The following is a 20,273-nucleotide window of genomic DNA, read 5'->3' as shown; positions in this document are numbered from 1 at the left end:
CCTAGAGCGAACAAGCGACCCTAATCCGCTGCCGAATCCTCGGCACGGGTTAGGGTCGTTTTCAATGAGTCGGCAAGCGGCGAGAGCCGTGGGGTGGAACACCCCCAGCGGAACAAGGTGGACGACGTGACGAATCAGAACTCCCACGCACCCCGGATGGCAGGCCTGGACGGTCCCGGCGGGCTCAACGACCAGGTGTTCAACAGGCTGCTGCGCAACCGGATCGTCTTCCTGGGCCAGCAGGTGGACGACGACATCGCCAACACGCTGTGCGCCCAGCTGCTGCTGCTCAACGCCGAGGACCCGACCAAGGACATCTGGTTCTACATCAACTCCCCGGGCGGCTCGGTCACCGCGGGCATGGCCATCTACGACACGATGCAGCTGATCAGCAACGACGTGGCCACCGTGGCGATGGGCATGGCGGCCTCGATGGGCCAGTTCCTGCTCACCGCGGGCACCCCGGGCAAGCGCTTCGCGCTGCCGAACGCCGAGGTGCTGCTGCACCAGGGCTCGGCGGGCCTGGGCGGCACCGCCTCGGACATCAAGATCCAGGCCGAGCGGCTGCTGCGGATGAAGCACCGGATGCTGGAGCTGACGGCCCAGCACACCGGCAAGAGCTTCGAGACCATCGAGAAGGACTCGCAGCGCGACAACTGGTTCACCGCCGAGGAGGCCAAGGACTACGGCCTGATCGACGAGATCTTCACGACCTCCGCGCACGCCGCCGCGGCCGAGGCCTGATCCGCCCGTCCAGAGAGAAGGAAACATGTCGAATCGGTTCAGCCTGGACGCGCGGCACGACGGTCCCCGCGTCGAGTCCCGGTACATCCTGCCCAGCTTCGTCGAGCGCACCAGCCAGGGCCTGCGCGAGCACAACCCGTACTCGAAGCTGTTCGAGGAGCGGATCATCTTCCTCGGCGTGCAGATCGACGACACCTCGGCGAACGACGTCATGGCCCAGCTGATCACGCTGGAGTCGATGGACCCGGACCGGGACATCACCATGTACATCAACTCGCCCGGCGGCTCGTTCAGCGCGCTCACCGCCATCTACGACACGATGCAGTTCGTCAAGCCGGACATCTCGACCGTGTGCATCGGGCAGGCCGCCTCGGCCGCCGCGGTGCTGCTCGCGGCGGGGACCAAGGGCAAGCGGATGGCGCTGCCGCACTCCAAGATCCTGATCCACCAGCCGTACACCGAGACGGGCCGCGGCGACCTGATCGACCTGGAGATCCAGGCGGCGGAGATCCTGCGGATCCGCACCACGATGGAGCAGATGCTCTCCCGGCACACCGGCAAGACCGAGGAGGACGTGCGTGCCGACGTCGAGCGCGACAAGTACCTCACGGCGCAGGAGGCGCTCGACTACGGGATCGTCGACAGCGTGCTCTCCACCCGCGCCGACGCGCTCGCCAGCGGGGCCTGACGGGTGACGGCCGAGCGGGTCCGGGCGTGGTCCGGGCCCGCTTGGCCCCGCAACGGCCCGCGAAGCGGTACCTTCAGATAAGCGAGTCATCCACCACACCACTCCGCTAAGGAGACCGACCCAGTGGCACGCATCGGTCGTCGCAGCGCGATCTGCTCAGGAGGTTCCCGCCGTGGCGCGAATCGGTGAGGGCGATCTGCTCAAGTGCTCCTTCTGCGGGAAGAGCCAGCGCCAGGTCAAGAAGCTGATCGCCGGGCCAGGCGTGTACATCTGCGACGAGTGCATCGACCTGTGCAACGAGATCATCGAGGAGGAGCTCGCCGGGGTGGCGGAGCACCGGTGGTCGGAGCTGCCCAGGCCGCGGGAGATCTGCGAGTTCCTGGACCAGTACGTCATCGGGCAGGAGGACGCCAAGCGCGCCCTCGCGGTGGCCGTCTACAACCACTACAAGCGGATCCAGGCCGGCGACACCAGCCGCTCGAACCGCGACGAGACGGTGGAGATCGCCAAGAGCAACGTGCTGCTGCTCGGCCCCACCGGCTCCGGCAAGACCTTCCTCGCGCAGACCCTCGCCCGGATGCTGGACGTGCCCTTCGCCATCGCGGACGCCACGGCGCTGACCGAGGCCGGCTACGTCGGCGAGGACGTCGAGAACATTCTGCTGCGCCTGATCCAGGCCGCCGACTTCGACGTGAAGAAGGCCGAGACCGGGATCATCTACATCGACGAGGTCGACAAGATCGGCCGCAAGTCGGAGAACCCCTCGATCACCCGGGACGTCTCGGGCGAGGGCGTGCAGCAGGCGCTGCTGAAGATACTGGAGGGCACGATCGCCGCGGTGCCCCCGCAGGGCGGCCGCAAGCACCCGCACCAGGAGTTCATCCAGATCGACACGACGAACATCCTGTTCATCGTGGGCGGGGCCTTCTCCGGCCTCGAGCGGATCATCCAGGCGCGGGTCGGCAAGCAGGGGATCGGCTTCGGCGCCCAGCTGCGCAGCCGGGCCGAGCTGGAGGCGGAGGACGTCTTCGCCGACGTCATGCCGGAGGACCTGATCAAGTTCGGGATGATCCCGGAGTTCATCGGCCGGCTGCCCGTCCTGACGCACGTGAGCAACCTCGACTCGGCGGCGCTGCGGCGGATCCTGGTCGAGCCGAAGAACGCGCTCGTCCGCCAGTACCAGCACCTGATGGCGCTGGACGGCGTGGAGCTCGAGTTCTCCGACGACGCGCTGCAGGCCCTCGCCGACCTGGCGATCCTGCGCGGCACCGGCGTGCGCGCGCTGCGCGCGATCATGGAGGAGGTGCTGATGTCGATCATGTACGACGTCCCCTCCCGCCGCGACATCGCGCAGGTGCTGGTCACCGCGGAGACGGTCCGCGAGCGCGCCAACCCGACGCTGATCCCGCGCGACTCGCCGCTGCGCGGCGGGCCGAGCCCCAGGCTGCCGCGGGAGAAGTCGGCCTGACGGCCCCTCAGCGAGACGAGCACCCGGTCGCGTGACCGGGTGCTCGTTCGTCGTCGGCCGGGCTCAGCTCTCCGCGGCGGCGCGCATGGCGTCCGCGACCGGGGCCGCGGTGCTCGGCGTGGTGCCGTCCAGGTACTGCAGCGTGCCGAAGGTGCTCTGGTCGTACCAGACGCAGATCGTCACGTTCGTGCCGCTCTCGTCCTTCGTCCCGCAGCTGAGCGCGCCGTCGCTGGCGTCGGTCGTCTCCGTCTGCGCGTTGCTGACCCCGGCGCCGGTCATGATCTGCGAGACCACGTTCGCGGCGGAGCCCGAGGAGGTCAGCTCGGTCTGGTCCGTGGAGCTCAGGTCGGACATCGCCTGGTCCACCAGGATCGTGGTCACGTCGCTGCCGCCGCCGTCGTTGTACGCGGCGAGAACCGGGTCCGGGTAGAGCTCGGCGTCGGCGGCCAGGCTGGTCTTCATCGAGGACAGGTCCTGCTGGGCGACGGAGTTCGACAGCAGCGTCAGGCCCTGCACGCCGGTCGGCGCCGTCAGCTTCGTCGATCCCGTCGTCGCGCTCGCCGACGAACTGGCGCCGGCCGACCCCGTGGTGCCGATCGAGACGCTCGCCGTCGGCCCCGCGACCGGGTTGCTGCTGTGGTTGCCGGTGAGCACCACCGCGGCCGCGATGCCTCCGCCCACCACGACGAGCCCGCCGACCAGCAGTGCGACGAAGGTCGCGTTGCCCTTCTTCGGCGGAGGCGCCGGAAAGCCCGTGTAGGCGGGCTGGCCGTAGGTCGGCTGTCCGTACGGCTGCCCGTACGACTGCCCGTACGGCTGGCCGTACTGCTGCTGTCCGTAGGGCTGCCCGGGCGCCCCGAACGGGTTCTGCTGCTGGGGCTGCTGGGGCTGTCCGTACGGGTTGCCCTGATCCGGCATCGGCTGCGTGTAGCCGGACCCGGAGTTCGAGGGCTGCCCCCACCCGGACGGTGCGCCGGGCTGCCCCTGCTGAGGCTGATCGCCCTGCTGATAAGGCTGTTGCTGCTGGCCGTACGGGTTGCGCGGATCGTACGGCGGTTGCTGCGGCTCTCCCCACGACATGGGGTAAACCTACCCATTCGTCGGTCCGCGCGAAGACGGGCGGGCGTAACGGATACATACCGGTCTCGCGGGCTCCGTACAATCGTCTGCGTGACCGAAACCACTTCCCCCCAGAGCCAGGGCAGCCACGCCGCTGCCGCCGCCTTGCCGCCGCAGTACGCGCCGGCCGAGGTAGAGGGGAAGCTGTACGAGCACTGGGTAGGCGCCGGCTACTTCGAGGCGGACGCGAAGAGCGAGAAGCCCGCGCACACCATCGTGATCCCGCCGCCGAACGTGACCAGCGTGCTGCACATCGGCCACGCCCTCGACGTGACCCTCCAGGACTCGATCACCCGGCGCAAGCGCATGCAGGGCTTCGAGGCGCTGTGGCTGCCGGGCACCGACCACGCCGGCATCGCCACCCAGAACGCGGTGGAGAAGCAGCTGGCCAAGGAGGGCCTGTCCCGGCACGACCTGGGCCGCGAGGCCTTCGTCAAGCGCACCTGGGAGTGGAAGGAGGAGAAGGGCAGCGCCATCCTCAACCAGATCCGCAAGCTCGGCGCGAGCGTGGACTGGACCCGGGAGCGCTTCACCTTCGACGCCGGCCTGTCCCGCAGCGTGCTGACGATCTTCAAGCGGCTCTACGACGACGGCCTGATCTACCGGGCCGAGCGGATCATCAACTGGTGCCCGCGCTGCCTCACCGCCCTGTCCGACGCCGAGGTGGAGCACCACGACGACGACGGCGAGCTCGTCTCCATCCGCTACGGCGAGGGCGACGACGCGATCGTCGTGGCGACGACCCGGGCCGAGACCATGCTCGGCGACACCGCCGTGGCCGTGCACCCCGACGACGAGCGCTACCAGCACCTGATCGGCACCACGGTGGAGCTGCCGTTCACCGGCCGCCGGATCCCGATCGTGGCCGACGCGCACGTGGACCCGTCCTTCGGCACCGGTGCGGTGAAGGTGACCCCGGCGCACGACCCGAACGACTTCGAGATCGGGCAGCGGCACGGCCTGGAGAACCTCGTCGTGATGGACGAGCGCGGCGTGATCACCGTGCACGGCCCGTTCCTCGGACTTGACCGCTTCGAGGCGCGCCCGGCCGTGGTCGCGGCGCTGCGCGAAGAGGGCCGGATCGTGGCCGAGAAGCGGCCCTACGTGCACGCCGTGGGCCACTGCTCGCGCTGCGACACGGTGGTCGAGCCGCGGCTGTCCATGCAGTGGTGGGTGAAGGTGGCCCCGCTGGCCGCCGACGCCGCCGCGGCGGTGCGCGAGGGCCGGGTGCGGATTCACCCGAAGGAGCTCGAGCCGCGCTACTTCCAGTGGGTCGACAACCTGCGCGACTGGTGCATCTCCCGGCAGCTGTGGTGGGGCCACCGGATCCCGGTCTGGTACGGCCCGAACGGCGAGATCGTGTGCGTGGGCCCGGACGAGGACGCGCCCGGCACCGAGGCGGAGGGCTGGCGCCAGGACTCGGACGTGCTCGACACCTGGTTCTCCTCCGGCCTGTGGCCCTTCTCCACGCTGGGCTGGCCGGACGAGACCGAGGACCTGCGCAAGTTCTACCCGACCTCGGTGCTGGTGACCGGCTACGACATCCTGTTCTTCTGGGTCGTCCGGATGATGATGTTCGGCCTGTACGCGATGAAGGACCGCGGCCCCGAGGGCTCGATCCCCTTCCACACCGTCTCGCTGCACGGCCTGGTCCGCGACCAGTTCGGCCGCAAGCTGTCCAAGTCGCTGGGCAACGGCATCGACCCGCTGGAGTGGGTGGAGAAGTACGGGGCGGACGCCACCCGGTTCACCCTGGCCCGGGGCGCCAACCCGGGCGTGGACCTGGCCACCGGCGAGGAGTGGTGCCAGGCCTCGCGCAATTTCTGCAACAAGGTCTGGAACGCCACCCGCTTCGCGCTGATGAACGGGGCGACGGTCGCCGGGCTGCCCGCGAAGGAGCACCTGTCCACCGCCGACCGGTGGATCCTGTCCCGGCTCACCGCGGTGACCGCCGAGGTGGACGCGCTGATGGAGGACTACCAGCACGCCAAGGCCTGCGACGCGCTCTACCACTTCGCCTGGGACGAGGTGTTCGACTGGTACGTGGAGCTGGCCAAGTCGCCGCTCGCGGCCGGCGGCCGGGCGGCGGAGTCCACCCGCGCCGTGCTCGGCCACGTGCTGGACGCGACGCTGCGCCTGCTGCACCCGTACATCCCGTTCGTCACCGAGGAGCTGTGGAAGACGCTCACCGGGGGCGAGACGATCGTCACCGCGGCCTGGCCGCAGGCGGACGGGGCGCTGCGCGACCCGGCGGCCGAGGCGGACATCCTGGCGCTGCAGGAGGCGGTCACCGAGGTGCGCCGCTTCCGCTCCGACCAGGGCCTGAACGTGGGCCAGCGGGTGCCCGGAAGGCTGTCCCTCCAGGGCTCACTGCAAGCGCACGAGGTGGAGCTTCGGTCGCTGGCCCGGCTCACCGAGCCGGCCGAGGGCTTCGCCGCCACGGCGACGCTGCAGACCGCGCTGGCGACCGTGGAGCTGGACCTGTCCGGCACCATCGACGTGGCCGCCGAGCGGGCCCGGCTGACGAAGGACCAGGCGGCCGCGGCGAAGGAGATCGCGGCGGCGAACGCGAAGCTCGGCAACGAGGCCTTCCTGGCGAAGGCTCCGGAGCCGGTCGTCGAGAAGATCCGCACCCGGCTGGCGACGGCCGAGGCCGATCTCAGCCGGATCCGGCAGCAGCTGGCCGCGCTGCCGCAGGCGTGACCCGCGCGAACGGCCGCGGGCGGGCGTGATCCACGTGAACGGCCGCGGGCCGTTCGGCTGACGGCCCAAGGACGGACGGCGACCCCCGGAGCCCTCGTGCGCCGGGGGTCGCCGCGTCCGCACGGAGTGTGAGCGTTCTGCTTTACCACGCCCGCGGGGCGGCTAAACCTGGCGGACGGCGCGAAGTGGCGCAGGATTTGACCCAGCTGGCCCGCGGTGAGACGCTAGAAGCCCGCGCACCTGCCCATTTCGCGCGAGGGACCGCCAGCGGAAGCTGTGCCTGTGCGGTAGTCCGCACACCGCTCCAGCCCCCGCCTAGGGCCCTTGTCGTGACCCAGGAAACCTCGGGCGGATGGCGCGGAACACAAGCCACCGTGGCTCGAGCCGACGGTGAAAACAATGGCGACACGGCATCCTGACCGGCCGTGTCGGTCCACTCGACGTGGAGGACCCTGGAATGGCTAAGGCACTACTCGGACACATCGGGGGAGCGGACCCGCGGATGCTCGCCGAGGTCCGGAGGCTGCAGCAGCGAGTACGCGACCTGGAGGAGGAGCTCGGGCGCGCCAAGGCGGAGAACGACGCGCTGGCCGCGGCCGTGCACGCCGACTCCTTCGACCGCGAGCTGCTCGCGGCCGTGGAGGAGCGGGAGCCCGCGCTCACCTGAGCGGTCCGGGCCCCGGCGGCGGGACCCCCTCACAACTTCATCGACGGCATACGCCACGGGTTAGGCTGAGGCGTACGCCGAGAGAAATCGAAGGGACGCCGAGGCGTCCCTTCTGCTCTTACCGGTGACCCGGCCGGTACGCTGAGCGGAGTAGTCGGTCGGTAAGCCACTGGACACCTAGGAACTCGGGACGACGTGCACCTCAAAAGCATGACCCTGCGCGGCTTCAAGTCCTTCGCCTCGGCCACCACCATGCGCTTCGAGCCCGGCATCACCTGCGTCGTGGGCCCGAACGGCTCCGGCAAGTCGAACGTCGTGGACGCGCTGGCGTGGGTCATGGGCGAGCAGGGCGCGAAGTCGCTGCGCGGCGGCAAGATGGAGGACGTCATCTTCGCCGGCACCGCGGGCCGCCCGCCGCTGGGCCGCGCCGAGGTCAGCCTCACGATCGACAACACCGACGGCGCCCTGCCGATCGACTACACCGAGGTCACCATCTCGCGGATCATGTTCCGCAACGGCGGTTCCGAGTACGCGATCAACGGCACCGCGTGCCGCCTGCTCGACATCCAGGAGCTTCTCTCCGACTCCGGCATCGGCCGCGAGATGCACGTCATCGTCGGCCAGGGCCAGCTCGACGCCGTGCTGCGGGCCGGTCCCGAGGAGCGGCGCGCGTTCATCGAGGAGGCCGCGGGCGTCCTGAAGCACCGCAAGCGCAAGGAGAAGGCGCTGCGCAAGCTGGACGCGATGCAGGCCAACCTGACCCGGATCACCGACCTGACCACCGAGCTGCGCCGCCAGCTCAAGCCGCTCGGCCGGCAGGCCGAGGTGGCCCGGCGCGCGGTGGCGATCCAGGCGGACCTGCGCGACGCCCGGCTGCGGCTGCTCGCCGACGAGTTCGTCAACCTCAAGCTGGCCTACGAGCAGGAGACCGCGGACGACCAGGCGGTGCGCAAGCGCCGTGCGCAGATCGAGCAGGAGGTCGCGCAGTGCCTGGCGCAGGAGACCGAGCTCGAGCAGTCCGTCCAGGAACTCGTTCCGCACCTCGCCGCGACGCAGGAGGCCTGGTACCGCCTCTCCTCGCTGCGTGAGCGGCTGCGTGGCACCGGATCGCTGGCCGGGGAGCGGGTGCGCAACCTGACCCAGCTGGCGCAGGGCGCGCAGACCGAGCGCCAGGGCCGCGACCCGGAGGAGATGGAGCGCGAGGCCGAGTACATCCGCGAGCAGGAGGACGCGCTCGCCGAGGAGATCGCGCAGGCGCAGGAGGCGCTGGCCGACGCGGTGCGCCGCCGCGGCGAGGCCGAATCGGCGCACGGCGCCGAGGAGCGCCGGCTGGCCGCCGCGGTGCGTTCCGCCGCGGACCGCCGGGAGAGCCTGGCCAAGCTGGCCGGCCGGGTCGGCGCGGTGCGCTCGAAGCTGACCGCCGCCGACGCCGAGCTCGGCCGTCTGCGGACCGCGCACGAGGAGGCCCGGGCCCGGGCCGCCGCCGTGCAGGCGGAGTACGACGAGCTCAAGGCGCAGGTGGAGGGCATCGAGGACGGCGACGGCCTGGACGCCGAGGTCGAGGACGCCACGACCGCCGTCGCGGAGGCCGAGGACCGGCTGACCGCGCTGCGCGCCGCCGAGCGCGACGCCGAGCGGGAGAAGGGCGCGTTCGCCGCCCGCAAGGAGGCCCTCGAGCTCGGCCTGAACCGCAAGGACGGCGCCGGCGCGCTGCTGGCGGCGACCGACCGGCTCTCCGGCATGCTCGGCTCCGTCGCGGCGATACTGACGATCGAACAGGGGGCCGAGACGGCCGTGGCCGCGGCGCTCGGCGTCGCGGCGGACGCCGTCGCGGTCGCCTCGTCCGACGCCGCGGTCAACGCGATCCGGCTGCTCAAGGCCGAGGACCACGGCCGGGCGGCCATACTGATCGGCGGCGCCCTCTATCAGGGCGCTGAGCTGCCGGAGCTGCCGTCGTACGCGCGCTACCTCAGCGAGCTGGTGAGCGTTCCGGCGGAGATGGGCGCCTCGGTGCGGCGGCTGCTGCACGGCATGGCGATAGTGGACGACCTCGGCGAGGCCAGCCGGCTGCTCGAGGCGCGGCCCGAGCTGGTCGCCGTCACCCGCGAGGGCGACGTGCTCGGCCGGCACATCGCGCACGGCGGCTCGTCCAGCGCGCCCTCGCTGCTGGAGATCCAGGCCGCGGTCGACGAGGCGGCGGAGAAGCTGGCCGAGGCGGTCGAGCGCTCCCGGCAGCTGCGCGGCGAGCTCGAGGAGGCGACCGAGCACCAGCGTGCCGCGAAGCAGCAGCTGGACGCGCTGGTCGCCGAGCGCCGGGCCGCCGACGCGCAGAAGGCCTCCGTGGCCCAGCAGCTCGGCCGCCTCGGCGGCCAGGCGCGCGCCGCGCTGGCCGAGGTCGAGCGGTACGCCAAGGCCGCCGAGGCGGCGGAGTCGGCCAAGGAGAAGGACGAGAGCACCCTCGCCGACCTCGAGATCGAGCACGAGGAGGCCGCCGCCGCGGCCGAGACGCTGGCCGAGGACGACGCGAGCTCGACCGACCTGCGCGACGAGCTCGCCGCCGAGGCCACCGCCGCGCGCGCGGCCGAGATGGAGGCGCGCCTCGCGGTGCGCACCGGCGAGGAGCGGGCCCGTTCGCTGGCCGGCCGCGCCGACGCGCTGGACCGCGGCGCGGCCGCCGAGCGCGAGGCGCGCAACCGGGCCGCCGAGCGGCAGGCCGCCGCGAGCGCGCAGGTGCGCGTCGCGCAGGCCGTCGTCTCCGGGGTGAAGCAGACCCTCGCCTGCCTCGAAGTGTCGCTGGCCCAGGCCGGCGCGATGCGCGAGCAGGCGGAGAAGGAGCGCGCCGAACGCGAGGCGCGCCTGAGCCTGCTGCGCACCCGCGGCCGCGAGCTGGCCGGCGAGCTGGATCAGCTCACGGACACCGCGCACCGGGACGAGGTGGCGCGCGCCGAGAAGCGGATGCGGCTCGAACAGCTCGAAGAGAAGTCCATGGAGGACCACGGAATCGAGGTCGTGGCGCTGGTCGCCGAGTACGGCCCCGAGGTCCCGGTCCCGGTCGTCGGCCCGGACGGCGAGCCCGGCTTCATCGAGTTCGTCCGCCCCGAGCAGGAGAAGCGGCTCAAGCAGGCCGAGCGCGACTACGCGGCGCTGGGCAAGGTCAACCCGCTCGCGCTCGAGGAGTTCGCGGCGATGGAGGAGCGCTACAAGTTCCTCAGCGAGCAGCTCGAGGACCTCAAGAAGACCCGCGCCGACCTGCTCCAGGTCGTCGACGACGTCGACGAGAGGGTCCGCCAGGTCTTCGCCGAGGCGTACGCGGACACCGAGCGCGAATTCGTCGGCGTGTTCTCGCGGCTGTTCCCCGGCGGGGAGGGCCGGCTGTACCTGACCGACCCGGACGACATGCTGACCACCGGCATCGAGGTCGAGGCGCGTCCGCCGGGCAAGAAGGTCAAGCGGCTCTCGCTGCTCTCCGGCGGCGAGCGCTCGCTGACGGCCGTCGCGCTGCTGGTCTCGATCTTCAAGGCCCGTCCCTCGCCCTTCTACGTGATGGACGAGGTCGAGGCGGCGCTGGACGACACCAACCTGCAGCGGCTGATCGCCATCATGGAGGAGCTGCGGGAGAACTCGCAGCTGATCGTGATCACCCACCAGAAGCGCACGATGGAGGTCGCCGACGCGCTCTACGGCGTCTCCATGCGCGGCGACGGCGTCACCACGGTCATCTCGCAGAAGCTGCGGCAGGACGGCAAGATGCGCGACCAGGTTCCGCCGCAGGCCGCAGCGCTCGAGGCCTGATCCGGAGTCTCTTCCCTTCCCCCATCCGGCTCGGTACGCTGCTCCGCATGGCTGAGTCGGGTGGGGATGTCGGGCTTGTCAGGGTTCTGCTGGGAGTGGAAACGGACCTGGTGCGGGCCCTGGTCGGCGCGCTCGAGTCCGTCGGCGCGGCCTGCGTCACGTTTGAGGAGCAGTTGGGCGCCGCGGGCGTGCACGAGCACGCGTTCGGGAAGCTGATCGACGCGGCGAAGGTGCGCGACGCGTACCACGACCGGCTGCCCGCGACCAAGGTCAACCTGACCGAGGCGCGCGAGGTCGCCGAGTCTTTCATCGCGGAATTCACCGCGAAGGAGTAGTCGGGGGGAATCCATGCATTGGACACACCGATACGACGCCGTGGCCGCGGACCCGGCCGCTTACGACGAGCACGCGCCGAAAAAGGTCGACGAGGCGAGCCTCGCGGAGTTCGGCCGCACCCATCTGTCGCACTTTCACATACCCGCGATTCCCATTCCGGGCCTGAGCACGCTGGAGAAGAAGCTCGTCTTCTTCATCTGCGACCACACCGGCGCGCCGAATCCCTTTCACGCCCTGGAGCGGATGACCGGCGACTGCGTGGAACTCGAGCGGGTCGAGAAGATCTGGCAGGCCGGGTACCAGGACCTGTCCGCCAGGATCGACGAGCTGCGGGCCGTCGCCGGCAGGCTGACCCCCGAATGGCAGGGGCCCGAGGCGGACCGCTTCGAGCCCGCGCTCTCCGTCTACCTGGACGAGCTCGACGCGCTGGCCGGCTGCGTGCGCACCACCTGGGAGTGCGTGCGCGCGGTGCGCAGCGAGGCCCAGCTGGCCGAGGGCACCATCCAGATGCTGATCAACATCCTCATCGGCTCGCTCGGCGGCCTGCTGGTGGCCGAGTTCGTCACGGCCGGCACGGTCACTCCGGTGGCCGCGGCGCAGGCGCAGGTCGAGCTGGCCTATGTCGCGAAGAAGATCGCGTTCCTCGGCGGGAAACTGAACATGGTCCAGTCCGACGTGACCAAGATCCTCGACGCGGTCCGCGGCTTCAAACGGCTCGAGGCGATGCGCTTCATCTTCGACCTCGCCGCGATCGAATAGCGCCGATTCCAGGCTCCGGTCCGGTTCCTGACAGAATAGACATCATGGTGGATGTGATCATCGGCGTCATCGCCGGAGTGCTTTTCGCGAGCCTGGTGGCCGCGCTCGTCGTGCGGGGGAGGAACAAGCGCGCCGACCGCTTCCTGCCGCCCTCCGAACGGCGTTCCCCCGACGACCTGCGGCTCAAGCTCGGCGAGGCGGCCGAGCGGGAGGACGAGGGAGCGTCCGACCTTCTCGTCGAAGGCAAGGACTCGATCGCCGTCGATGTCGAGCAGCTCGAGAAGCCGAAGGCGGCGCTCGAGGCCCCCGAGCCGAGCGCGAACCGGCTGGTCCGGCTGCGTTCCCGGCTGGCCCGCTCGAACAGCGCCGTCGGCAAGGGGCTGCTCTCGCTGCTGTCCCGGGACAAGCTGGACGAGGACACCTGGGAGGAGATCGAGGAGGTCCTGCTCACCAGCGACCTCGGCATCGGCCCCACCCAGGAGCTCGTCGAGGCGCTGCGCACCCGGACCCGGGTGCTCGGCACCCGCACCCCCGACGAGCTGCGCGAGCTGCTGAAGGAGGAGCTGCTCAAGCTGGTCGACCCGGAGCTGGACCGCACCGTGCGCTCGCTGCGCGAGGACGGCGAGGGCCCGGCCGTGGTCCTCGTCGCCGGCGTGAACGGCGTCGGCAAGACGACGACCACCGGCAAGCTCGCCCGGGTGCTGATCGCCGACGGCAGGACCGTCGTCCTCGGCGCCGCCGACACCTTCCGCGCCGCCGCCGCCGACCAGCTGGAGACCTGGGGCGACCGCGTGGGCGCCACCACCGTGCGCGGCGCCGAGGGCGCCGACCCGGCCTCCGTCGCCTTCGAGGCGGTGCGCAAGGCCAAGGAGCTCGGCGTGGACACCGCGCTGATCGACACGGCCGGCCGGCTGCACACCAAGACCGGCCTGATGGACGAGCTCGGCAAGGTCAAGCGCGTCGTGGAGAAGCAGGGCCCGGTCGACGAGGTGCTGCTCGTCCTCGACGCGACCACCGGGCAGAACGGCCTCGTCCAGGCCCGGGTCTTCCGCGAGGTGGTCGACATCACCGGCATCGCCCTGACGAAGCTCGACGGCACCGCCAAGGGCGGCATCGTCATCGCCGTCCAGCGCGAGCTCGGCGTCCCGGTCAAGCTCGTCGGCCTCGGCGAGGGCGCCGACGACCTGGCCCCCTTCGACCCAGCCGCCTTCGTCGACGCCCTGGTCGGCAGCTGACGGAGCGGGTTTGCCGAAGGCCGCGGAGCATCACGCTCCGCGGCCTTCGCCGTTCTCATTGCCGCGCTGCCGCTTCGCCCGGCCGCGCTTGCTAAGCCTTTCCGCGGTCCTGATGTCGCGGCTTCAGTGCCGCTGCGGGATGCGGCAGCTCGCGATGCCGCCGAGCACGACGTGCGCGGGCGGCAGCTCCGGCGGCGTGCCGACGGTGGCCGGCTCGCGGAGCCAGCGGACGCGGTTGTGCGGCGAGCCGGGGAGTTCGACGAGGTCACCGCGGTGCAGGACGCGCAGCTGACAGGTCTCGCCCAGCAGCGTCGGTACCTGGCCGAGCGTCTCGCGCTGCACGAGGAAGCCTATGCGGTCGGTCGCGGGCGCCCAGAGCACCGGCCCGACCGGCACGCCGAGGCGCTCCAGCCGGAGCAGCGCGGCGCGTCCCGTCGAGGCGTCCGCCTCGACGACGTCGAAGGCCTCGCCGCTGACCGCGTGCACGGACGCGCTCGGCAGCATCGACCAGAGGGTCTGCGCCTGTTCGGGATCGCGGGTCGGCGTCGTCGAGCCGGTGGTCACCGGCCAGCCGTACGCGGCGTAGCGCACGGCACACTGCCGCGCCGTCGCCGCCCGCGCCGTTCCCTGCGCCGGACGGCGCACCTGCCGCGGCAGTAAGCCGAGGTTCGGCCCACGCATCACACGCCCCACAAAGTCTTGTCTTCCATCTTCGCCCGCTGCTTACACACGGCCGGGTATGCCGTTTTCGGCACGGTCGAGCCTCGGGCTGTACTCCCCGTGACAGCCTCTCACCAGGTAACGCTAGCCACCGCGCGCCGGGAACGCAGGATGTCGCGGGTGGCGAATCCTGGCGCATTCCGGCAAACGCCTGCGCGAGTCCGCTCCAAGGCGTTACCGTCGCCTCACCATGAGCGACCTGGCAATCACGGCGGCGATCCATCGTGCCTGAACGCGTACCCAACGCCCTGTTCGCCTCCTGGTTCCAGCGCAGCGGCTGGTCCAAGGGCGAAGTCGCCCGGATGGTCAACCGCAGGGCAAGGGATCTCGGCGCGACACATGTGGCCACCGACACCTCGCGGGTGCGTCGGTGGCTGGACGGCGAGCAGCCGCGCGATCCGATTCCGCGGATTCTCACCGAGCTGTTCAGCGAGCGCTTCGGCTGCGTGGTCACGCTCAGCGACCTCGGCCTGCGCGAGCCCTCGAGCCCGATCGCGGGCACCCTGGCCGACCTGCCCTGGGGGCCGGAGCGCACGGCGGAGCTGCTGGCCGAGTTCTGCCGCAGCGACCTGCTGCTCGGGCCGAACCCGGCGCGCCGGGTGGGCGACGGCGCGCCGCCGCTGGCCGCGGGCACCGCGCTGATCGAGCCGGTCAAGCGCTGGCTGCTGCCCTACGTGCCCGCGCCGCAGCGCTCCATCGACGTGCTGGAGGCGCTGCCCTCGGGCGGTCCGATCCCGGCCCAGCCGCAGCGCGGCCGCCCGGGCCGGGCCGCGGTGCTGGCCGACCAGCTCGAGGAGACGCTGCGCGTGTTCCGCGACTGGGAGGCGGCGATCGGCGGCGGGATCCGGCGCGCCGCGGTGACCGGGCAGCTGTACGAGGTGGCCGAGCTGATCCGGCACAGTCCCGAGCCGGCGCACCCGCGCATCTTCCGCATCGCCGCGCACTACTGCCTGCTCGCGGGCGAGATGGCGCTGGACAGCGGACTGCAGGCGGCGGCGCAGCGGTACCTCGTGCTCGGCCTGCACGCGGCGAAGGAGAGCGCCGATCGCAACACGATCGCCGTCGTCCTCGCCGCGACGGCCCGCCAGCTCGTGGGCCTGAACCGCGCGCAGGACGCGCTGGACCTGCTGGCCGTCGGGCGCACCGCGACCCGCGGGGACCTCGACCCGCTGCCCGCGGCGTTCGTGGACCTCGTCGAGGCCCGCGGCTACGGCGCGCTGGGCCGGATCGAGCCCGCGAAGCTCGCGCTCGAGCGGGCCCGGACGTTACACGCCAAGGGCTGGGCCGCCGAGTACGGGCCGAATTCGACCCCGCTCAGCAACGCGAGCCACCCGTGGCCGCCCACCTTCACCCCGGCGGCGGTCCGCCTCGAGGCCGCCCGCGCCCTGCGCGACCTGGCCTCCCGGCTGCCGCAGCTGACCGGCGAGGCGGCGGCCGAGTTCGACGCGGCGGCCGGCCTCTACGAGCGCGACTTCCCGCGCCAGTTGCGCGGGCGGGTCGAGGCGCTCACCGGTTCGGCCGAGGCGCACGCCGTGCTCGGGCACCGTGCGGCCGCCGTGGCCGCGCTGCGCACCGCCGGAGGTCTGGCCGTACGCATCAGGTCCCGGCTGGCCGAGGAACGGCTGCGTGAGGCCGCCTCGCGGGTACGTGCGGCGTTCCCCGAGGAGCGCGAGCCGGGGGACGGCGCATCCGCCGCCCCGTCGTTCACACATACGTAACCTTCTTGCCGATTCCGTCACGGTCGGGAAACAACGCAGGCGGCGCGCGGTAACGGTGCGCCGCGATCGTGTTGACGCATCGCACCACTCTCCGGACCTTGACGAAATCGCGCCAACACGAAGGAAACGTGAACCATGCCCTCACTGGACACCGGCAACACAGCGTGGGTGCTCGCGAGCTCCGCGCTGGTCCTGCTCATGACGCCGGGCCTGGCGTTCTTCTACGGCGGCATGGTCCGCGCGAAGAGCGTGCTGAACATGCTCATGATGAACTTCATCTGTATAGCCGTGGTCACCGTGGCCTGGGTGCTGTACGGATGGTCGGTATCGTTCGGTAACGCGAACGACGCCAGCGGCAACGGCTTCTGGGGCGGCCTGAAGCAGTGGGGGATGCAGGACATCACGACCGGCATCGCGAGCAACAGCCACGCGACGATCTACGGATCGACCGGTGTCCCGATCTTCGCGGTCGCCTGCTTCCAGCTGATGTTCGCGATCATCACCCCGGCGCTGATCTCCGGCGCCATCGCCGACCGTACCAAGTTCGTCGGCTGGACCGTGTACGTGTGCGCGTGGGTCACCGTCATCTACTTCCCGGTCGCCCACTGGGTCTTCTCGCCGAACGGCTTCATCAACGCCAAGCTGCACGTGATGGACTTCGCCGGTGGTACCGCGGTGCACATCAACGCAGGTGCCGGAGCACTGGCCTGCGCATTGGTGCTCGGTAAGCGGGTCGGCTTCAAGAAGGACCCGATGCGTCCGCACAACGTGCCGTTCGTGATGCTCGGCGCCGCGCTGCTGTGGTTCGGCTGGTTCGGCTTCAACGCCGGCTCGGCGCTGACCTCCGGCGGCCAGGCCTCGGTCGTGTTCATGAACACCCAGGTTGCCACGTGCACCGCGGTCATCGGCTGGCTCGCCGCCGAGAAGATCCAGCACGGCAAGTTCACCACCGTGGGCGCCGCCTCCGGCGCCGTCGCCGGCCTGGTCGCGATCACCCCGGCCTGCGCCTCCGTCTCCCCGATCGGCGCGATCTTCGTCGGCCTGATCCCCGGCTTCGTGTGCTGCTACGCGGTGAACCTGAAGAACCGCTTCGACTTCGACGACTCGCTCGACGTCGTCGGCGTGCACCTGGTCGGCGGTATCCTCGGCACCCTGCTGATCGGCTTCTTCGCCGCCCCGGACGAGGTCTCGGGCTTCTCCAACGGCGCGAAGGCCGGCCTGTTCTACGGCGGCGGCGCGAGCCAGCTGGTCTCCCAGGCCGAAGGCGCGGGAATCGTCTTCGCCTACTCCTTCATCGTCTCGTTCATCCTGGCTAAGATCGTCAACGCCACCCTCGGCATGCGGGTCACCGCCGAGGCCGAGATCGCCGGCATCGACCAGGCCGAGCACGCGGAGACCGCCTACGACTGGGGCGGCCTGTCCGGAAGTCTGCACCGCGCCGCGGTCAGCGTGGCCGCGGCGACCGCCGCTCCCTCCAACGGGTCCGCGCCGACGGGCACCGGGGAGTCCGACGAGGAGAAGGTCAACGTCTGATGAAGCTCATCACCGCAGTCGTCAAGCCGTACAAGCTGGACGAGGTCAAAACCGCCCTGCAGGCGTTCGGGGTGCACGGCCTGACGGTCAACGAGGCCTCCGGCTACGGCCGCCAGCGCGGCCACACCGAGGTCTACCGCGGCGCCGAGTACACCGTGGACCTGGTGCCGAAGGTCCGGATCGAACTGCTCGCCGAGGACCACGACGTCGAGGACCTGCTCAACGTCATCGCCAAGGCGGCGCAGACCGGCAAGATCGGCGACGGCAAGATCTGGGTCACCCCGGTCGAGACCGTGGTCCGGGTCCGCACCGGCGAGCGCGGGGCCGAGGCGCTGTAAGAGCTCTGTAACACGTACGAAGTGAACGACCCCGGCCGGCCGGTCACGCACCTCGAAGGGGAGCACGCTTTGCGATTCGCACAGGGACGCGAGGCGCGCTCCGCGGAGATGGACGCGTGGCTGGCCGGACTGCTCGGCGACGTCGAGGGCGCCGCCCTGGTGGCGGTCGGCGGCTACGGCCGCCGGCAGCTGAGCCCGGGCAGCGACCTCGACGTCGTGCTGCTGCACGACGGCTCGCGGGACGCCAAGGCCGTCGCCGAGCTCGCCGACTCCGTCTGGTACCCCATCTGGGACGCCAAGGTGAAGCTCGACCACTCGGTGCGCACGGTGGCCGAGGCGCGCTCGGTGGCGCTGGAGGACCTGGCTGTCGTACTCGGCATGCTGACGGCCCGGCACATCGCCGGCGATCCGCAGCTGACCGAGTCGCTGCGCTCGGTGGTGCTGGCGGACTGGCGCAAGAACGCCCCGCGCCGGCTGCCCGAGCTGAGGGCGATGCGCGAGCAGCGCCGGGAGCGCCACGGGGAACTGGCTTACCGGCTTGAGGGGGACCTCAAGGAGTGCACCGGCGGCCTGCGGGACGCGGACAGCCTGCGGGCGATCGCCGCGAGCTGGATCGCCGACGTTCCGCATGGCGACCCCGAGGCCGCGCAGGCCTTTCTGCTGGACGTCCGCTGGGTGCTGCACACGCGCACCGGCAGAGCCGCGGACCGCATCCTGCTGCAGGAGCAGGACGAGCTGGCCGCCGCGCTCGAATTCGAGAGTGCCGATGAGTTGATGCGGTCGGTCAGCGACGCGGCGCGGACCATCGACTACGCGTGCGATGTGGCCTGGCGCCGCGTCGATCAGGCGCTCGCCGCCCGGAACCGGTCGAGCGGCATCAGTGGTCTGCTGCGTCGCGGCGGCAGCAGTGCCCCGCCCCGTGAGCCGCTGGCGGACGGCGTCGTGAAGGCGGAGGGCGAGGCCGCTCTCGCGCTCGCGGCCGACCTGAACGACCCGGTGCTGCCGCTGCGCATCGCCTCCGCCGCCGCGCGGGCCGGGCTGCCCATCTCGCCCGCCTCGCTGGAGCGGCTGGCCGCGTCCACGGCCGTGCTGCCCGAGCCGTGGCCGGAGTACGCGCGCGCCGAACTGATGCGCCTGCTCGGCGCCGGCCCGGGCCTCATCCCGGTCCTGGAGGCGCTGGACCGCACCGGACTCCTGGTGCGGCTGCTGCCCGAGTGGGAGCGGATCAGGTCGCTTCCGCAGCGCAACGCGCTCCACGTGCACACCGTGGACCGGCACATCGTGCAGACCGTCGTGCACGCCGCCGAGCGCACCCGCCGCGTGGACCGCGTGGACCTGCTGCTCGCCGCCGCGCTCTTCCACGACCTCGGCAAGGGACTGCCCGGCGACCACTGCGCGACCGGCGCGGACATCGTCGCGAAGCTGGCCGCGCGCCTCAGCTTCCCGGCCCATGACATCGCCACGCTCGTCGCACTGACGCGGCATCACCTTCTGTTCGCCGAGCTCGCCGTGCACCGGGACCCGACCGATCCCGCGACGCTGGCGCCGCTGCTGGCCGCGGCGGGGGAGTCCGGTACGAGCCCGGCCGACTTCGTCGCCCTGCTGCAACTGCTGACCGAGTCCGACTCCCAGGCCACCGGCCCTGCCGTGTGGTCCACGTGGCGCGCGTCGCTCTACCGCGAGCTCGGACTGCGTGCGCAGGCCGTCCTGGCGGGGGAGGAGCAGCCGAGCGCGCACACCGTCGAGCAAGACGAGGCGGACCTCGCGCTCGCCTCGCAGGCGGCGATCGCACCGGACGGGATCGCCGTGCAGGCGGTGGCGCCGGGCAGCGCCGGAATCGGCCGCATCGACATCGCGATCCCGGATCAGGTCGGCGCGCTCGCGCTGGTCGCGGGGGTCCTGACGCTGCGTCACGTGCGCGTGCTCTCGGCCGAGCTGAACTCCGCTAAGGCGGAGGGCAAGGCGTACGCCGTGCAGCGGTGGACCGTCGCGGCCGAGTACGGCGAACTGCCGGATCTCGTCCGGCTCCGCACGGACCTGCGCAGCGCGCGGGCCGGTTCGCTCAAGATCGCCGACCGGCTGGCGACGCGGGACCAGGAGCGCGCCTCGCAGCGCAGGCAGCGCCCGAACGAGGCGCCTGCGACGGTCCGCCTGCTGCCGAGCGCGTCGGAGACGGCGACCGTGCTCGAGGTGCGCGCCGAGGACACTCCCGGCCTGCTGCACCGGATCGCCGCCGCCATCGCCGGAACCGGCGCCGACATCGAGCGGGCCCGGATCGCGACGCTCGGTCCACAGGCTGTGGACGTGTTCTACCTGACCTTCGGCGCCGGCTCGGAGACCGCGGTGGGAAGCGCGGTCGCGGAGGAGCTCATCGCTGAGGTGCGCGCAGCACTCAACTGACCGTTCGCCGCGAAGTCACCGTGCATTTCTCCTGGAGGCAGCGGCTCAGGACA

The 20,273-nt window shown here is 71.4% G+C and carries 15 protein-coding genes; 13 read left to right on the top strand and 2 right to left on the bottom strand.

Going from position 1 to position 20,273, the window contains the following annotated elements:
- The first annotated feature begins 156 nt into the window (after positions 1–156).
- The 3 genes from KDK95_RS01285 (at position 157) to clpX (ending at position 2,900) form a co-directional block, all read left to right on the top strand.
- Complete coding sequence (locus KDK95_RS01285; protein ID WP_212516158.1) at positions 157–744, top strand: ATP-dependent Clp protease proteolytic subunit; 588 nt, start codon at positions 157–159, stop codon at positions 742–744.
- Between the two features lie 25 nt (positions 745–769).
- A complete protein-coding gene (locus KDK95_RS01280) occupies positions 770–1,432 on the top strand; it encodes an ATP-dependent Clp protease proteolytic subunit (protein ID WP_282971175.1) in 663 nt (220 codons plus the stop codon).
- Between the two features lie 172 nt (positions 1,433–1,604).
- Complete coding sequence (gene clpX / locus KDK95_RS01275; protein WP_212516076.1) at positions 1,605–2,900, top strand: ATP-dependent Clp protease ATP-binding subunit ClpX; 1,296 nt, start codon at positions 1,605–1,607, stop codon at positions 2,898–2,900.
- Positions 2,901–2,963: 63 nt separating this feature from the next.
- On the opposite strand, the gene KDK95_RS36625 is transcribed toward clpX, so the two are convergent.
- Complete coding sequence (locus tag KDK95_RS36625) at positions 2,964–3,980, bottom strand: hypothetical protein (RefSeq protein WP_212516075.1); 1,017 nt, start codon at positions 3,978–3,980, stop codon at positions 2,964–2,966.
- 90 nt (positions 3,981–4,070) lie between these two features.
- Here KDK95_RS36625 and KDK95_RS01265 point away from each other — a divergent pair, with 90 nt between their 5' ends.
- The 6 genes from KDK95_RS01265 to ftsY all read left to right on the top strand — a co-directional run bounded on the left by KDK95_RS01265 (position 4,071) and on the right by ftsY (position 13,511).
- Entirely contained in the window at positions 4,071–6,722 is a 2,652-nt protein-coding gene (locus tag KDK95_RS01265; RefSeq protein ID WP_212516074.1) for a valine--tRNA ligase, read from the top strand.
- 457 nt (positions 6,723–7,179) lie between these two features.
- Positions 7,180–7,389 (top strand): hypothetical protein, encoded by a 210-nt coding sequence (locus KDK95_RS01260; protein WP_212516073.1) that lies wholly within the window; start codon positions 7,180–7,182, stop codon positions 7,387–7,389.
- 195 nt (positions 7,390–7,584) lie between these two features.
- Positions 7,585–11,181 (top strand): chromosome segregation protein SMC, encoded by a 3,597-nt coding sequence (smc, locus tag KDK95_RS01255; RefSeq protein ID WP_212516072.1) that lies wholly within the window; start codon positions 7,585–7,587, stop codon positions 11,179–11,181.
- Between the two features lie 47 nt (positions 11,182–11,228).
- Positions 11,229–11,516: a hypothetical protein gene (locus tag KDK95_RS01250; protein WP_212516071.1), complete on the top strand. Its 288-nt coding sequence runs from the start codon at positions 11,229–11,231 to the stop codon at positions 11,514–11,516.
- A 13-nt stretch (positions 11,517–11,529) separates the two neighbouring features.
- Positions 11,530–12,276: a hypothetical protein gene (locus tag KDK95_RS01245; RefSeq protein ID WP_212516070.1), complete on the top strand. Its 747-nt coding sequence runs from the start codon at positions 11,530–11,532 to the stop codon at positions 12,274–12,276.
- Positions 12,277–12,320: 44 nt separating this feature from the next.
- The gene (gene ftsY / locus KDK95_RS01240) at positions 12,321–13,511 is read left to right on the top strand and encodes a signal recognition particle-docking protein FtsY (RefSeq protein ID WP_212516069.1); all 1,191 of its coding nucleotides are present in this window, start codon (positions 12,321–12,323) and stop codon (positions 13,509–13,511) included.
- 123 nt (positions 13,512–13,634) lie between these two features.
- On the opposite strand, the gene KDK95_RS01235 is transcribed toward ftsY, so the two are convergent.
- Positions 13,635–14,192 carry a bifunctional DNA primase/polymerase gene (locus KDK95_RS01235; RefSeq protein ID WP_212516068.1) on the bottom strand — a complete coding sequence of 186 codons (558 nt, stop codon included), beginning with the start codon at positions 14,190–14,192 and terminating at the stop codon, positions 13,635–13,637.
- Positions 14,193–14,455: 263 nt separating this feature from the next.
- Here KDK95_RS01235 and KDK95_RS01230 point away from each other — a divergent pair, with 263 nt between their 5' ends.
- The 4 genes from KDK95_RS01230 to KDK95_RS01215 all read left to right on the top strand — a co-directional run bounded on the left by KDK95_RS01230 (position 14,456) and on the right by KDK95_RS01215 (position 20,220).
- Positions 14,456–15,949 (top strand): NsdA family TPR-like regulatory protein, encoded by a 1,494-nt coding sequence (locus tag KDK95_RS01230; RefSeq protein WP_212516067.1) that lies wholly within the window; start codon positions 14,456–14,458, stop codon positions 15,947–15,949.
- Positions 15,950–16,084: 135 nt separating this feature from the next.
- The gene (locus tag KDK95_RS01225; protein WP_212516066.1) at positions 16,085–17,482 is read left to right on the top strand and encodes an ammonium transporter; all 1,398 of its coding nucleotides are present in this window, start codon (positions 16,085–16,087) and stop codon (positions 17,480–17,482) included.
- Positions 17,482–17,820 carry a P-II family nitrogen regulator gene (locus KDK95_RS01220; protein ID WP_212516065.1) on the top strand — a complete coding sequence of 113 codons (339 nt, stop codon included), beginning with the start codon at positions 17,482–17,484 and terminating at the stop codon, positions 17,818–17,820. Before KDK95_RS01225 ends, KDK95_RS01220 begins: the two co-directional genes overlap by 1 nt.
- Positions 17,821–17,841: 21 nt before the next feature.
- Positions 17,842–20,220, top strand: coding sequence for a [protein-PII] uridylyltransferase (locus KDK95_RS01215; protein ID WP_307844066.1), 2,379 nt, complete (start codon positions 17,842–17,844; stop codon positions 20,218–20,220).
- Positions 20,221–20,273 lie beyond the last annotated feature (53 nt).

The organism is Actinospica acidithermotolerans (assembly GCF_018139625.1).
In the GTDB taxonomy this organism is placed as follows: domain Bacteria; phylum Actinomycetota; class Actinomycetes; order Streptomycetales; family Catenulisporaceae; genus Actinospica; species Actinospica acidithermotolerans.
The sequence above is the reverse complement of the archived record's forward strand: the minus strand, read 5'-3'. Positions and strand labels throughout refer to the sequence as shown.